This is a genomic window from Streptomyces beigongshangae (genome assembly GCF_019710745.1).
In the GTDB taxonomy this organism is placed as follows: domain Bacteria; phylum Actinomycetota; class Actinomycetes; order Streptomycetales; family Streptomycetaceae; genus Streptomyces; species Streptomyces beigongshangae.
The window spans coordinates 116085-129973 of the sequence record NZ_JAHKJW010000014.1 but is presented as its reverse complement, the minus strand read 5'-3'; the positions used below and the strand labels follow the sequence as shown (position 1 = coordinate 129973).

11 protein-coding genes are annotated in these 13889 nt (G+C 73.0%); 4 read left to right on the top strand and 7 right to left on the bottom strand.

The features are described from left to right. Positions 1 to 261: 261 nt before the first annotated feature. The 4 genes from KM933_RS13735 to KM933_RS13720 all read right to left on the bottom strand — a co-directional run bounded on the left by KM933_RS13735 (position 262) and on the right by KM933_RS13720 (position 5240). The gene (locus tag KM933_RS13735; RefSeq protein WP_221351787.1) at positions 262 to 1494 is read right to left on the bottom strand and encodes an MFS transporter; all 1233 of its coding nucleotides are present in this window, start codon (positions 1492 to 1494) and stop codon (positions 262 to 264) included. 88 nt (positions 1495 to 1582) lie between these two features. Beyond that, positions 1583 to 2545: an endonuclease/exonuclease/phosphatase family protein gene (locus KM933_RS13730; RefSeq protein ID WP_430727310.1), complete on the bottom strand. Its 963-nt coding sequence runs from the start codon at positions 2543 to 2545 to the stop codon at positions 1583 to 1585. A gap of 279 nt (positions 2546 to 2824) precedes the next feature. Further along, positions 2825 to 3481: a TetR/AcrR family transcriptional regulator gene (locus tag KM933_RS13725; RefSeq protein WP_308013374.1), complete on the bottom strand. Its 657-nt coding sequence runs from the start codon at positions 3479 to 3481 to the stop codon at positions 2825 to 2827. A 184-nt stretch (positions 3482 to 3665) separates the two neighbouring features. Next, positions 3666 to 5240 (bottom strand): MFS transporter, encoded by a 1575-nt coding sequence (locus tag KM933_RS13720; RefSeq protein WP_221351783.1) that lies wholly within the window; start codon positions 5238 to 5240, stop codon positions 3666 to 3668. Between the two features lie 207 nt (positions 5241 to 5447). Between KM933_RS13720 and panB the strand changes: the two genes are divergently transcribed. The 3 genes from panB (at position 5448) to KM933_RS13705 (ending at position 8442) form a co-directional block, all read left to right on the top strand. Beyond that, the gene (gene panB, locus KM933_RS13715; protein ID WP_221351781.1) at positions 5448 to 6314 is read left to right on the top strand and encodes a 3-methyl-2-oxobutanoate hydroxymethyltransferase; all 867 of its coding nucleotides are present in this window, start codon (positions 5448 to 5450) and stop codon (positions 6312 to 6314) included. 224 nt (positions 6315 to 6538) lie between these two features. Next, positions 6539 to 7618 carry an ATP-binding cassette domain-containing protein gene (locus tag KM933_RS13710; RefSeq protein WP_221351779.1) on the top strand — a complete coding sequence of 360 codons (1080 nt, stop codon included), beginning with the start codon at positions 6539 to 6541 and terminating at the stop codon, positions 7616 to 7618. Further along, entirely contained in the window at positions 7615 to 8442 is an 828-nt protein-coding gene (locus KM933_RS13705; RefSeq protein ID WP_221351777.1) for an ABC transporter permease, read from the top strand. Before KM933_RS13710 ends, KM933_RS13705 begins: the two co-directional genes overlap by 4 nt. A gap of 52 nt (positions 8443 to 8494) precedes the next feature. Here the strand turns inward: KM933_RS13705 and KM933_RS13700 are convergent, their stop codons facing one another. Next, positions 8495 to 11785, bottom strand: coding sequence for an AfsR/SARP family transcriptional regulator (locus tag KM933_RS13700; RefSeq protein ID WP_221351775.1), 3291 nt, complete (start codon positions 11783 to 11785; stop codon positions 8495 to 8497). 210 nt (positions 11786 to 11995) lie between these two features. Here KM933_RS13700 and KM933_RS13695 point away from each other — a divergent pair, with 210 nt between their 5' ends. Further along, positions 11996 to 12796 carry a site-2 protease family protein gene (locus KM933_RS13695; RefSeq protein ID WP_221351774.1) on the top strand — a complete coding sequence of 267 codons (801 nt, stop codon included), beginning with the start codon at positions 11996 to 11998 and terminating at the stop codon, positions 12794 to 12796. 16 nt (positions 12797 to 12812) lie between these two features. On the opposite strand, the gene KM933_RS13690 is transcribed toward KM933_RS13695, so the two are convergent. Continuing rightward, positions 12813 to 13001: a hypothetical protein gene (locus KM933_RS13690; protein WP_221351772.1), complete on the bottom strand. Its 189-nt coding sequence runs from the start codon at positions 12999 to 13001 to the stop codon at positions 12813 to 12815. A 151-nt stretch (positions 13002 to 13152) separates the two neighbouring features. Then, entirely contained in the window at positions 13153 to 13857 is a 705-nt protein-coding gene (npdG, locus tag KM933_RS13685; RefSeq protein ID WP_221351770.1) for an NADPH-dependent F420 reductase, read from the bottom strand. Positions 13858 to 13889 lie beyond the last annotated feature (32 nt).

Here is a 13889-nt window from a genome sequence, read left to right as displayed (position 1 = left end):
GGCGTCCGGTGTTTGCCGGGCGCCCCTTCTTGTTGCCTGTTGCCTGGCGGCGGCTTGTTGCCTGGCGGCGGCTTGTTGCCTGGCGGCGGCTTGTTGGCTGGCAGCGGCTTGTTCTTCGGGTGCGGGGCGGTGAGGGCTGGGCGCGCGGTTCCCCGCGTCCCTGAGAGGCGCCTCCGGCTGCCCCTTCCTGCGCCGCGGGGCGGTGGGGGCTTGTCGCGCGGTTCCCCGCGTCCCTGAGGGGCGCCCCTGGCGGGCGCGTGCCTAGCGGGTACTTCCGTCGGCCGGGGTCATGTCCTTGGACGGGTGGGGGGTGTGGGTGGCCACTATGCGGCCGGGGACGGGGGTGGAGCGGCGGTCCACCGTGTAGGCCAGGGTCGCCACCGCCAGGCCCAGGACCGCCAGGGCCGCGCCCGCCAGGGCCGGGGAGGTGACGCCGAAGCCCGCCGCCAGGGCCAGGCCGCCGATCCAGGCGCCGCCCGCGTTCGCGAGGTTGAAGGCGGCCTGGTTGGCGGAGGAGGCCAGGGACGGGGCCGAGGACGCCTTCTCCATGACCATCAGCAGCAGCGGGGAGCTGGTGACGAACGCCGCCGCGCCGAGCAGTACGACGGCGAGGGGCGCGCTCCAGGCCGTACCCATCATGAGCGGGAAGAGGGCCAGGACCGCCACGAGCGAGAGCAGACCGCCGAAGAGCGTGCCGCGCATCGAACGGTCGGCCAGGCGCCCGCCGAGCAGGTTGCCCGCCGTCGCGCCGACGCCGAACAGCGCGAGCAGCAGGGTCACGCTGGAGTCGGCGTACCCGGCGGAGTCCGTCAGCATCGGCGTGATGTAGCTGTACGCGGAGAAGAGCGCGCCGAAGCCGGCGACGGTCGTGCCGAGGGCCAGCCAGACGGGGAGCGACCCCAGCGCGGCCAGTTCGCCGCGCAGCCCGGTGGCGGTGGAGTCGTGCTCGGTGGTGCGGGGCAGGAGCAGCACCAGGGAGACGATGGCCGCGAGGCCGATCACGCTGACGCCGAGGAAGGTGGCGCGCCAGCCGAGCTGCTGGCCCATGAGGGTCGCGGCGGGGACGCCGGCGATGTTCGCGACGGTCAGTCCGAGGAACATCAGCGAGACCGCGCGGGCCTTGCGCTCGGCGGCGACCATGCCGGTGGCGACGACGGCGCCCACGCCGAAGAAGGCACCGTGGGGCAGACCGCTCAGGAAGCGGGCGGCGAGCAGCGAGTGGTGGCCGGGGGCGAGCGCCGAGAGCGCGTTGCCCGCGACGAACAGCACCATCAGCCCGATCAGGACCTTGCGGCGGGACATCCGCGCGGTCACCGCGGCGAGCAGCGGGGCGCCGACGACGACACCGATCGCGTACGCGGAGACGAGATGGCCCGCGGTGGGGATCGAGACGCCCAGGTCGTCCGCGACGTCGGGCAGCAGTCCCATCATCACGAACTCGGTGGTGCCGATGCCGAAGGCGCCCACGGCGAGGGCGAGCAGGGCCAGGGGCATGAGGGGCCTTTCACAGGGGTGGGCGGTGTTCCGTACCGGTTAAGTTCAAGTACGGAACAAAGTGTCGCAGCCCCAGTATTCCCCCGGGTTACGAGCCGGTTGCCGACAGCTTCACACGGGCGGCGACCGGGAGGTGGTCACTGCCCGTCTCCGGAAGGGTCCAGGAGGTGACCGGCTCGACGCCCTTGACCATGATCTGGTCGATCCGGGCCATCGGGAACGACGCCGGCCAGCTGAACCCGAAGCCGCTGCCCGCCGCGCCCTGCGTGGAGCGCATCTGGGAGGTGACGGCGTTCAGCGCGCGGTCGTTCATCGTGCCGTTCAGGTCGCCGAGGAGCGCGACGTCCGGCAGTCGCTCCCCGGAGATGGCCTCGCCGAGCGCGTCGGCGCTCTTGTCGCGCTGCCGCGCGGTGAACCCGGCCTTCATCTTCACCCGTACGGAGGGCAGGTGGGCCACGTACACCGCGAGCTTCCCCCCGGGCGCGGTGACCGTCGCCCGCATCGCGCGGGTCCAGCCGAGCTTGATGTCGACGGGGGCGGCCCCGCTCAGCGGGTACTTGCTCCACAGGCCGACCGTGCCCTGCACGGAGTGGTACCTGTACGTCGAGGCGAGGGCCTTCTCGTAGACCGGGACCGCCGAGGCCGTCAGCTCCTCCAGGGCCACCACGTCCGCGCCGGAGGCCGCCACGTCGCGGGCCGTGCCGGACGGGTCCGGGTTGTCCGCGTTGACGTTGTGCGTGGCGACGGTCAGGTCCCCGCCGGCGCCCGTCCGGTCGACGAGCAGCCCGCCGAAGAGGCTCGTCCAGACGATCGCGGGCAGCAGGACGGCGATCAGCGCCGTCGCGGACCTGCGGAACAGGGCCAGCGCGAGCAGCACCGGGACGAGCAGGCCCAGCCAGGGCAGGAACGTCTCCAGGAGGCTGCCGAGGTTGCCGAACCTGTTCGGGATCTGCGCGTGCCCCGCCATCACCAGGGCGAGCACGAGGGCGAACGCCGCGAGGACGATCCCACGGCGCCACAGACCCCGGTCGGCACGGAGCCGGGTGAACAGGCGGCGAATCCGGGTTCCTCTGCGGTCGGGCCCCTGGCCGCCGCTGCCCGTCTCCGTCATGTACGCCTGCGCCATACCGTCGCCTCACCAACTGCCGTTCACATCGTCCCCGCACCCAAGACCCTAGGGGATGATCGCGATCTGTCCCGCCGTCACATGACAGCCGTACGGCGACGAGGACGGCCGGGAGGGCGTGCGGAGTTCCGGCGGCGGACCAGGTGGGGTGGTCTGTGACAGAACGCGCACATTGTTCCCGGAGGTGACGGAGTGGCGGCCGTGTCAGCCGGAGCGGCCGCCGTCCCGGTCCCGGGGGGCGGCGGGCCCCAGACCGGCCAGGACGGTGTCGACGATCCGTTCCGGGAGTCCCTCCTCCAGTCCCGCGTCCGGACGGACGACGGCGCGCACGAGCATGGGGCCCACGAAGAGGTCGTTGGCCAGCTCGACGTCGACGTCCGCGCGGATCTCGCCGTTCGCCTGGCCGCGCCGCAGTACGCCGAGCGTCTTCAGCCGGCGCGGTTCGATGACGGCCGTGTGGTACACCTTCCACAGCTTGGGGCTGCTCTTCATCTGCGCGTACACGTTGTGCATGATCACCGACGAGCGGTTGGCCAGACCGCGCTGCCGCAGCGACTCCAGCAGTACGACCAGGTCGTCGCGCATGGACGTGCCCGGCAGCTCCGGGTCGGGCGGCTCGGCGGTGCGCAGCACGTCGCAGAAGAGCTCCTCGCGGCCGCTCCAGCGCCGGTAGATGGTGGCCTTGCCCACACCGGCGATGCGCGCGACCCGCTCTATGGAGATCTCCGCGAGCGGAACGCCCTCCTCCAGCAGTTTCATGACGCCCTCGACGATCGAGCGCTCCACCGCCTCGCTGCGCGGGCGGCCCCGGGCGGGCCCGCCCCGCCCGGCCGCGCCTGCCGTCTGCTCCGCCCCGCCCACGTGTTCGCTCCGCTCTCTCGTGTGCCGCCGCGCGTCCCGCCGGGGTTCCGTCGCTCCGCCGGCCCCTCGCCCGTCCCCGCCGGGTCGATTGTGCCCGGCGGGAGGCCGGTGGGTCGTCCACGGGTGCCTCGTGGCCGATCGCGCGGTTCCCCGCGCCCTTTCAGGCGCGCCCTCGGGGGGAGCCTCAGTGGTCGGCGCCTGCCAGTTCGGGCTCCTTCTCGGCCGGGGCCCGGGTGCGGCCCGGCAGGAACAGGCCCACCACCAGCGCGCCCACCAGGGCCACGCCCGCGCCGCACAGGGCCGTGACGTGCATCGCGTGCAGGAAGGCGTCGTTGGCCGGGCCGACCAGCGCGTCGCCCTCCGGGCCGAGCTTCGCGGCGAAGCCGAGGGTCGCCTCGATGGACTCGCCCGCGGTGTGCCGGGCGGCCGGGGGCAGCTCGTCCTCGATGCCCGAGCGGTAGGCGGCGGACAGGACCGAGCCGAGCACGGCGATGCCCAGGGCGCCGCCGACCTGGCGGAACGTGTTGCTCAGCGCGGAGGCGGAGCCCGCCTTCTCCCGGGGCAGGGCCTGCATGATCACGACGCTGGTCGGCGTCATGATGTGCGCCATCCCGGTGCCCATCAGGAAGAAGACGACCTCCAGGATCCAGATGGGCGTGTCGGCCTCCAGCGTGGCGAACGCGGCCAGCGTGGCGGCGATGACGAGCATGCCGCCGGTCGTGGTGGCCCTGTTGCCGAAGCGGTTCACGGCCAGCCGGGCGCGCGGCGCGAAGACGAGCTGCGCGACGGCCAGCGGCAGCATCAGCAGACCGGTCTCCAGGGGCGAGTAACCGCGCACGCTCTGGGTGTAGAAGACGGCGAAGAAGGTCACGCCCATCAGCGCGAAGAACACGAGCGCGATGGCGGAGATCGCCGCGGAGAAGACCTTGTTCCTGAAATGACCGATGTCGATGGAGGGGTGGTCGCTGCGCTTCTCGTGCACGACGAAGCCGACGAGTACGGCCAGTCCGGCGCCGATGGTCGCGAGGACCTCGGCGTCCGTGAAGTCGGCGAGCTGCCCTCCCTCGATGATGCCGTACACCAGCAGGACGAGCCCGACGACGGACAGCACCACGCCCACCGGGTCGATCCGGCCGGGCTTCGGGTCGCGGGAGTCGGGGACGAGCCAGACCATCAGGCCCAGGGCCACGAGCACGATGGGCACGTTGACCAGGAAGACGGACCCCCACCAGAAGTGGTCGAGCAGGACCCCTCCGGTGATCGGGCCGACGGCGATGGCCAGACCGACCCCGCCCGCCCAGATGCCGATGGCCTTGGGCTGCTCGTCGCGCTCGAAGACGTTCATGAGGACGGCGAGGGTGGCCGGCATCACGAAGGCGGCGCCGAGTCCCATCACCGCGCGGAACGCGACGAGTTCGGCCGGGGAGCCGGAGGAGGCGGCCAGCGCCGAACCGATGCCGAAGACGAGGAGGCCGCCGAGCAGGACCTTCTTGCGCCCGAGCCGGTCGCCCAGGAGACCGGCGGAGAAGAGCAGGCCCGCGAAGACCAGGGTGTAGGAGTTGATGGCCCATTCCAGCTGGCTCTGGGTGGCTCCCAGGCCGGTCGGGGCGGGCGTCGAGATGGTCTTGACGGCGACGTTCAGGATCGAGTTGTCGAGGACGACGATCAGCAGGCTCAGCATCAGGACGCCGAGGATCGCCCAGCGTCGCCGGTGCACGGCTTCCGGTATGCGGGGGGCGGGGGCGGCGGAAGGTGTCATGCCCACGAGGCTAGAGCGTTCCGATACGAGACCGTCTCGTATTGGAATTCCTTTGCCGAGCTCTTACGGCCCTCTTACGGACGCCCGGGGCCCGGTGTCCGGTACGAGGGGCGGCCCCCTAGCCGTCCGGTGGCACGAGGTGCCACCATGGAGGTGATCCGGGGACACCGTCAGGGTGCCTCGAGATGACAGAAGGAGCCGCTGGCCATGACGCAGATCCCGGCTGCCCGCAAGACCGCCGACAGCGGCGACAGGGCGCTGTACGGAGGCAAGGGCACACGCCGCATCACCGTCCGCGACATCACCGCCGCCAAGGAGCGCGGCGAGAAGTGGCCGATGCTCACCGCGTACGACGCGATGACCGCCTCCGTCTTCGACGGGGCCGGCATCCCGGTCATGCTCGTCGGTGACTCGGCGGGCAACTGCCACCTCGGTTACGAGACGACCGTGCCCGTCACGCTCGACGAGATGACCATGCTGTCCGCCGCCGTCGTACGGGGCACCTCGCGCGCCCTCATCGTCGGCGACCTGCCCTTCGGGTCGTACCAGGAGGGCCCGGTGCAGGCTCTGCGGTCGGCGACCCGGCTGGTGAAGGAGGCCGGGGTCGGGGCGGTCAAGCTGGAGGGCGGCGAGCGGTCGCACGGCCAGATCCGGCTGCTCGTGGAGTCGGGCATCCCGGTGATGGCGCACATCGGCCTCACCCCGCAGTCCGTGAACTCCATGGGCTACCGGGTCCAGGGACGCGGCGAGGAGGCCGCCCAGCAGCTGCTGCGCGACGCGAAGGCCGTGCAGGACGCGGGGGCGTTCGCGGTCGTGCTGGAGCTCGTGCCGGCCGAGCTGGCCGCCGAGGTGACGCGGGTGCTGCACATACCCACGGTCGGGATCGGGGCGGGGGCCGAGACGGACGCGCAGGTCCTGGTGTGGACCGACATGCTGGGGCTCACCGGCGGGAAGATGCCGCGGTTCGTGAAGCAGTACGCGGATCTGCGGCAGGTCATGGGGGACGCGGCGAAGGCGTTCGCCGACGATGTCGTGGGCGGAACGTTCCCTCAGGAGGAGCACTCCGTTCACTGAGCCCCTCCGGCCCACCGTGGCACCACCGCGGCCCGGTCACCGACTCGGGGGCCCCGCCCCCGGGCCCCCGTCGCGCGGTTCCCCGCGCCCCTGAAGGGGCGCGGGGAACCGCGCGGTCCTTTGGGTCCGCCCCCACCGGACCCGGGGACGGACACGAACGCGACCGGCGGAGCGTGTCGGCGGACTGTCGGTGGTTTGTCGGTGGAGGGTGGGAGCTTGGGGGCATGACGCGAATCGACGACAAGCCCCGGCGGAAGGGGGACGGCACCGGCCGTCCCGACGCCGTCACCGTGCGGGGACTGGTCAAGCACTACGGCGAGACCAAGGCACTGGACGGCGTGGACCTGGACGTGCGCGAAGGTACGGTCCGCGGCGTGCTCGGCCCGAACGGCGCGGGCAAGACGACCCTCGTCCGCATCCTCTCCACCCTGCTCGTCCCGGACGCCGGGCGGGCGACGGTCGCCGGCTTCGACGTCGTGCGCCAGCCCCGCCGGCTCCGCCGGGTGATAGGCCTCACCGGTCAGTACGCCTCCGTGGACGAGAAGCTCTCCGGACGCGAGAACCTCTACCTGATCGGCCGGCTCCTCGACCTGTCCCGCAGGGACGCCCGCACCCGCGCGGACGAGCTCCTGGAGCGCTTCTCGCTCACCGACGCCGCCAAGCGGCCCGCGAGCACGTACTCCGGAGGCATGCGCCGCCGCCTCGACCTGGCGGCCTCCATGATCGGCAGCCCGACCGTCCTCTTCCTGGACGAGCCGACGACCGGCCTGGACCCCCGTACGCGGAACGAGGTGTGGAACGAGGTCGAGCGCATGGTCGGGGACGGCGTGACCGTCCTGCTCACCACCCAGTACATGGAGGAGGCCGAGCAGCTCGCGAACGAACTCACGGTCATCGACCGCGGCAAGGTCATCGCCAACGGCGGCATCGAGGAGCTGAAGGCGAAGGTCGGCGGCCGCACCCTGCGCATCCGCCCGGCCGACCCGCTGGAGCTGCGCCCGACGGCCGCCGCGCTCGACGAGTTCGGCCTCACGGGTCCGGGCGGCTCGACGGTGGACGCCGCCACCGGCACGGTCCTCGTGCCGATCCTCAGCGACGAGCAGCTGACCGCGGTGGTCGGCGGGCTCACCGCCCGCGGCATCACCCTCGCCGGCCTCTCCACCGAACTGCCCAGCCTGGACGAGGTGTTCCTCTCCCTCACCGGCCACCGGGCCACCGGTTCGGCCGGTCCCGGCGATCCGGACGACCCGGACGGCCCGCGGGACACCCCGGCCGGCCGCTCCTACGAGGAGGCCGCCGTATGAGCGCCGCCGTCATCGAGTCCCCCGCCGCGTCCGGCACCGACGACGCCCCCCGCATCGGCCTGCGCGCCCACCTGCGGCACATCAGCGCCCTGGCCCGCCGCAACGTGCTGTGGATCCGCCAGGACCCGGAGTCGATGTTCGACGTCGTCCTGATGCCGATCGTGTTCACGCTGCTCTTCGTGTTCGTCTTCGGCGGCGCGATAGCCGGCCAGGGCAACCAGGACGAGTACGTCAACTACGTCGTGCCGGGTCTCATGGCGATGATGGGCATGAACATCGCCATGGGTGTGGGCACCGGGTTCAACCAGGACTTCCAGACGGGGGTGATGGACCGCTTCCGGTCCCTGCCGATCTCCCGTGCCTCGGTCCTGATCGCCAAGATCGCGGTCGAGATCGGCCGGCTCCTCCTCGCCACGGCGATCCTGCTCTCGGTCGGTTTCCTGCTCGGCCTGTCCGTGTCGAACGTCCCCGGTCTGCTCGCCGCCATCGGCCTGGCCCTGGTCTTCGGCTCCTCCATCATGTGGATCTTCCTGACCATGGGCGTGGTGATGAAGAATGCCCAGGCCATCCAGGGAATGGGATTCCTCGTGCTGATGCCCCTGCAGTTCGGGTCGTCGATCTTCTCGCCGCCGTCCACCATGCCGGGCTGGCTGCGGACGTTCACCGACTACAACCCGCTGTCGTCCCTCGCGGACGCGGCCCGGGGCCTGATGAACGGCGGGCAGCCGGTCGCCCACGACATCATGATCACCCTGGTGTGGTCGGTCGTCATCACCGTGGCGATGGCCCCGGTCGCGATCCACAAGTACCGCACCAAGACCTGACCGCGGCGGAGCGGGGCGGGGCGGGACGGACCACCGTGCCTGCCCCACCGCGTCAGACCAGGGCGGCGGCCTCCTCGAAGGAGAGGCCGCCGCCCTCCGCGTACGCGGCCTCGTACGCCGTGCCGCCGAGGGCCTCCCGTGCCCGTGCCTCCGCCTGCTCCCGCATCTCGCGCTCGGCGACGGACCGGATGTGCCCGGGCGGGAGCAGTCCGTCGGCGGCGCCGAGGCACCGGGCGGCGTCCCCGGCACGCGAGCCGCCCCCGGCCAGCGCGAGGGCGGCGGTGCCCAGGTTGATGGAGAACAGGTGCGGCGCGATCATCCGGGTCAGCGGGTCCTTCGCCTGCTCCAGCGCTTCCCGCACCTTCCGCAGCGCCTCGTCGTGCCGGCCCTCCAGCGAGTCCAGCCATGCCTCCACGCCCAGGACGAACCCGTCGAAGACCACGAACTGGACGGCGTTGAAGTCGTCGCGCAACCGGTCCATCTGGGCGCGCGCCTCGGTGACCCGGCCGCTGCGGGCGAGCCACATCGCGAGGAAGAGCCGGGCCCCGGGCACCGCCTCGTTGAGGGTGCCGTCGCCCTGCTCCAGCACCTCGCGCAGCAGCCGCTCGCCCCGCTCGGTGTCGCCCGAGTCGACGAGCACGCTGCCGAGGCGGGTGCCGAGGACGGCCGTCTGGGTGCGGGCGCCCAGACGTTCGGCGTGGGCGATGGCCGACTCGTAGTCGGCGGCGGCGAGCTCGTACGCGCCCCGGCGCTCATGGGCCTCGCCGCGCGCGGAGAGGGCCTCGGCGGCGCCCCAGGCGTCCTCCAGGCGGCTGAAGAGCTCCAGGGACTCGTTGGCGTCACGGGTCGCGTCGCCCGCCCAGTCGGCGCGGTTGGCGAGGATGTTGGCGCGCATCTGCAGGGCGACGGCCAGCTCCCAGTCGTAGCCGAGCTCCCGGCAGGTCTCGACGCTCGCGTCGATGACCCGGCGCAGCCGGTCCATGTCGCCGGTCAGCAGCACGGCGAAGAACCAGAGGTAGCCGGGGTTGCGGCAGACCTGGGGGAAACCCGGCTCGTACGCCTCCGTGATGGCGCGCAGCTTGGCCTCGGCCTCCGGGGTCTGCCAGGTCTCCAGCTCCAGGTCCATGCAGGCGAGATGGAGGAGGTGGACGCCGCGCCGGGCCTCGGCGAGGACCTCCGGGCGCAGGGGCGGCGGGGTCGCGGTGCAGGACTCGTACAGCGGGACGGCCCGTTCGGCCGACGGCGCGAACGGGTCGGGGCCCAGGGCGATGGCCTCCCGCGTCCAGTTGCGGGTGGCGGTGCGCAGGTCGCGGATCTGCCAGTACCAGGCCAGGGAGAGGACGAGGCAGAGCGCCTCCTGCTCGTCGCGCTCGGCGACGGCGTACTGGAGTGCGGCGCGGGTGTTCTCGCCTTCGAGCTGGAGCAGTTCGATGGCCGCGCGCTGGCCGGGGCCGCGCAGCAGCGGGTCGGTGGTGCGGGCGAGTTCGCGGTAGTGGGTGAGGTGGGCGCGCTCGGCCGCGGCGCGCTCGCCGCTCGCGTCGAGCCGTTGCCCGGCGTACTCGGCGACGGTCTCCAGGAGCCGGTAGCGCATCTCGCCCTCGGTGCCCGAAGGCGCGGCCACGACCAGGGACTTGTCGACGAGCGAGCCGAGGGCCTCCAGCGCCGCGGGCCCGCAGACGGCCTCGGCGGCGGCCAGGTCGCAGCCGCCGGCGAAGACGGACAGCCGCCGCAGCACCTCGCGTTCGTCCTCGTCCAGCAGGTCCCAGGACCAGTCGACGACGGCCCGCAGGGTCTGCTGGCGCGGCAGAACCGTACGACTGCCCGAGGTGAGGAGGCGGAAACGGTTGTCCAGGCGGTCGGCGATCTGGCGCGGGGTGAGCATCCGCAGCCGGGCGGCGGCGAGTTCGATGGCGAGCGGCAGCCCGTCGAGGCGCCGGCAGATCTCGGCGGCGGCCTCCGGATCGTCCTCGATCCGGAACCCCGGCCGGGCGGCGGCGCCCCGGTCGGCGAGCAGTCTCAGCGCGTACGGCTCGGGCAGCGGCTCGACCGGCCGCAGCAACTCCCCGGGTACGCCGAGGGGTTCGCGGCTGGTGGCCAGTACGGTCAGCCCGGGGCAGCGTTCGAGCAGTTGCCCGACGAGCCGGGCCGCGGCGTCCACGACGTGCTCGCAGTTGTCGAGGACGATCATCATGCGGCGTTTGGCGCAGTGCTCGGTGAGGCGCACGAGCGGGTCGCTGTGCCGTTCGGTGACGACCCGCAGCTCCTCGGCCCCTGCGCTGCGCAGCACGGTCTCCCGCGCCCCGACCGCGGTGAGGACGGCCTCGGGGACGGCCTCCGGATCGTCCACGGGCGCGAGTTCGGCCAGCCACACCCCGTCGGGCAGGGTCCCGGCGACGCTCTCCGCCGCCTCCTGCGACAGCCGTGTCTTGCCGGCGCCGCCCGGCCCGAGAAGGGTGACGAGCCGGGCCGACGCGAGGTCCCCGCGGATGGTCACCAGGTCGGTGTCGCGGCCGACGAAGGAGGTGAGCCGGGCCCGGAGGTTGCCGAGCGGCGCGGGGCGCCCGCGCGACGCGGGACCGGCACCGGAATCGGCACCGGGACCCTGTTCGGCGGGGGCACCCCGCAGCAGTTCCCCGTGCAGTGCCCGCAGTTCCGGTCCAGGGTCCGCGCCCAGGCGGTCGGCCAGGAGCCGGCGTACGGCCTCGTAGGCGGCCAGGGCCTCCGCCGCGCGGCCCGCGTCGCGCAGGGCGCGCAGCCGCAGCAGCTGGAGCGGTTCGTCGAGGGGGTGGGCGTCGCAGAGCGCGGTGAGGTCGGGCAGGGACTGCTCGGCGTGACCGAGGGCGAGGGCGGCGGTGAGGCGGGCGCGCCGGGCGTCGAGGCGGCGGGTCTCCCAGCGGGCCGACTCGGCCGTACGGTCCGGGAGGTCGGCGAGCGCGGGGCCCTGCCAGAGGGCGAGCGCGTCGTCGAGGAGGACGGCCGCCTTGCCGGGGTCGCCGTCGGCCAGCGCTCGGGAGCCCTCGCCCGCGAGCCGCTCGAAACGGTGCAGGTCGACGTCGTCGGCCGCCGCGCGCAGCCGGTAGCCGCCCTCGGCCGAACCGATCGCGTCCGCGCCGAGGGCCCGGCGCAGCCGGCCCACCAGGGCCTGCAGCGCTCCCGTGGCGTCGGCCGGGGGGTCGGCGCCCCACACCTCGTCGACCAGCGCGGCCGTGGGCACGGTCCGGCCGGGACGCAGGGCGAGCACGGTCAGCAGGGCGCGCAGCCGCGCTCCGCCGACCGGTACGGGGGTGCCGTCGGTACGGAGTGCCTGGGTGGTGCCGAGGATGCGATAGCGCACGTGGACCATTGTCCCTGCTGACTCCCCGGACCCACCCCGCATTTCGGACCGGCCTGTTCCGAGGCGGCCTGGGACGGAGCGGGGCGGCCGAGCGCGGGGCCGACGAAGCGGGGGCGGCCGCAGGAATCCGCGACCCCGCGCGGGACGTCCACCCCGCACCACCGGTACGGTCGACCCGCCACGACCGGACCGTCCGAGCACGCCAGGGAGCCCCACCCCATGACCACCGCCACCAACCGGCACAGCGACCGCGGGATCAGTCCCGTGTTCCTAGGGATCGTGGCCGTCGCCGCGGTGACCGGCTGGGCCACCTGGACGGGCTTCGCCGAGCAGCCGGGCGTCGCCGTCTTCCTCTTCGTGACGGCGGCGTGGATCGTCTCGCTCTGCCTGCACGAGTACGCGCACGCGCGCACGGCCCTGCACAGCGGCGACATCTCGATCGGCGCGAAGGGCTATCTGACCCTGAACCCGCTGAAGTACACGCACGCGCTGCTCAGCATCGTGCTGCCGGTGCTCTTCGTGATCATGGGCGGCATCGGCCTGCCCGGCGGCGCGGTGTTCATCGAGCGCGACCGCATCCGGGGCCGCTGGAAGCACAGCCTGATCTCGGCGGCGGGCCCGCTGACGAACGTCCTGTTCGCGGTGGTCTGCACGGCCCCGTTCTGGCTGGACGCGCTGGACGGCGTGCCGGCGGACTTCCAGTTCGCCCTGGCGTTCCTGGCGCTGCTCCAGGTCACGGCCGCGCTGCTGAACTTCCTGCCGGTCCCGGGCCTGGACGGCTACGGCGTGATCGAGCCCTGGCTGTCGTACAGGATCCGGCGCCAGGTGGAGCCGTTCGCCCCGTTCGGACTGCTCCTCGTCTTCGCGATCCTGTGGATCCCCGAGGTGAACGGCCAGTTCTTCGACGCGATCGACGCGCTGCTGCGGACCCTGGACATCGACGAGGTCCGTACGTACTGCGGGCAGAACCTCTACCGGTTCTGGACGGAGAGCGACCAGTTCTGCTCGGTCGGCCGGTGACGGCCGGGCCGTCCGGTCAGCCGGTGGCGGAGGGCGTCCCGCGCCGCGCCCGGTCCCGGCGCAGGTAGTACCAGGTCATGTTGGACGACAGGCCCGCGAGCAGTACCCACACGATCCCCAGCCAGCTGCCCTGGACGAAGGAGACGACGGCTGCCGCGGTGGCGAGGACGCAGACCACGAGGGCGTAGAGGGCGAGGCGGGACATGGGGTCGGCTCCTGTCGGGGAACTCCGCGGCCCGGCGCGACCGGGACCCGGAGGGGGACACTGCTCCGTTCCAGTGTCCCCCATGCCCCGGGTACGCCCGCACGCCCCTTCCCGGACGCACTGCGGCGGGTACTCCCGTAGGCGGCGCTCCTTACACGTCGGTCAGGCGCAGGCCCGCGTGGGCCTTGTAGCGCCGGTTCACCGAGATCAGGTTCGCCACCAGCGACTCGACCTGGTGGGCGTTGCGCAGCCGCCCGGAGAAGATGCCGCGCATGCCGGGGATGCGGCCGGCCAGCGCCTGGACGAGCTCGACGTCCGCCCGCTCCTCGCCGAGCACCATCACGTCGGTGTCGATCTCCTCGATCTGCGGATCCTGGAGCAGCACGGCCGACAGGTGGTGGAAGGCGGCGGTGACGCGGGAGTCCGGCAGCAGGGCGGCGGCCTGCTCGGCCGCGCTGCCCTCCTCGGGCTTCAGCGCGTACGCGCCCTTCTTGTCGAAGCCGAGCGGGTTGACGCAGTCGACGACGAGCTTGCCGGCCAGGTCCTCGCGCAGCGACCGCAGGGTCTCGCCGTGCCCGTCCCACGGCACGGCGACGATCACGATGTCGCTGCGGCGGGCGGTCTCGGCGTTGTCGGCGCCCTCGACCCCGTGCCCGAGTTCGTCGGCGGCCGCCCGCGCCCGCTCCGCGGCCCGCGATCCGATGATCACTTTCTGTCCGGCCCGGGCCAGCCGGTAGGCGAGACCCTTGCCCTGCGGCCCGGTGCCGCCGAGCACGCCGACCACGAGCCCGGAGACGTCGGGCAGGTCCCAGGGGTCCTTGGCGGGGGCCTTCTGTGCACTGTCAGTAGAGGTCATGGGCCGACCTTACGTGCGGGGACCCCGCCCCC

Excerpts from the sequence above, each read along its gene's own strand:
- KM933_RS13695 (WP_221351774.1), top strand. The coding sequence starts at position 11,996 with ATGACCACCGCCACCAACCGGCACAGCGACCGCGGGATCAGTCCCGTG.
- KM933_RS13720 (WP_221351783.1), bottom strand. The coding sequence starts at position 5,240 with ATGACACCTTCCGCCGCCCCCGCCCCCCGCATACCGGAAGCCGTGCAC.
- KM933_RS13705 (WP_221351777.1), top strand. The coding sequence starts at position 7,615 with ATGAGCGCCGCCGTCATCGAGTCCCCCGCCGCGTCCGGCACCGACGAC.
- KM933_RS13700 (WP_221351775.1), bottom strand. The coding sequence starts at position 11,785 with ATGGTCCACGTGCGCTATCGCATCCTCGGCACCACCCAGGCACTCCGT.
- KM933_RS13735 (WP_221351787.1), bottom strand. The coding sequence starts at position 1,494 with ATGCCCCTGGCCCTGCTCGCCCTCGCCGTGGGCGCCTTCGGCATCGGC.
- KM933_RS13710 (WP_221351779.1), top strand. The coding sequence starts at position 6,539 with ATGACGCGAATCGACGACAAGCCCCGGCGGAAGGGGGACGGCACCGGC.
- KM933_RS13690 (WP_221351772.1), bottom strand. The coding sequence starts at position 13,001 with ATGTCCCGCCTCGCCCTCTACGCCCTCGTGGTCTGCGTCCTCGCCACC.
- panB (WP_221351781.1), top strand. The coding sequence starts at position 5,448 with ATGACGCAGATCCCGGCTGCCCGCAAGACCGCCGACAGCGGCGACAGG.
- npdG (WP_221351770.1), bottom strand. The coding sequence starts at position 13,857 with ATGACCTCTACTGACAGTGCACAGAAGGCCCCCGCCAAGGACCCCTGG.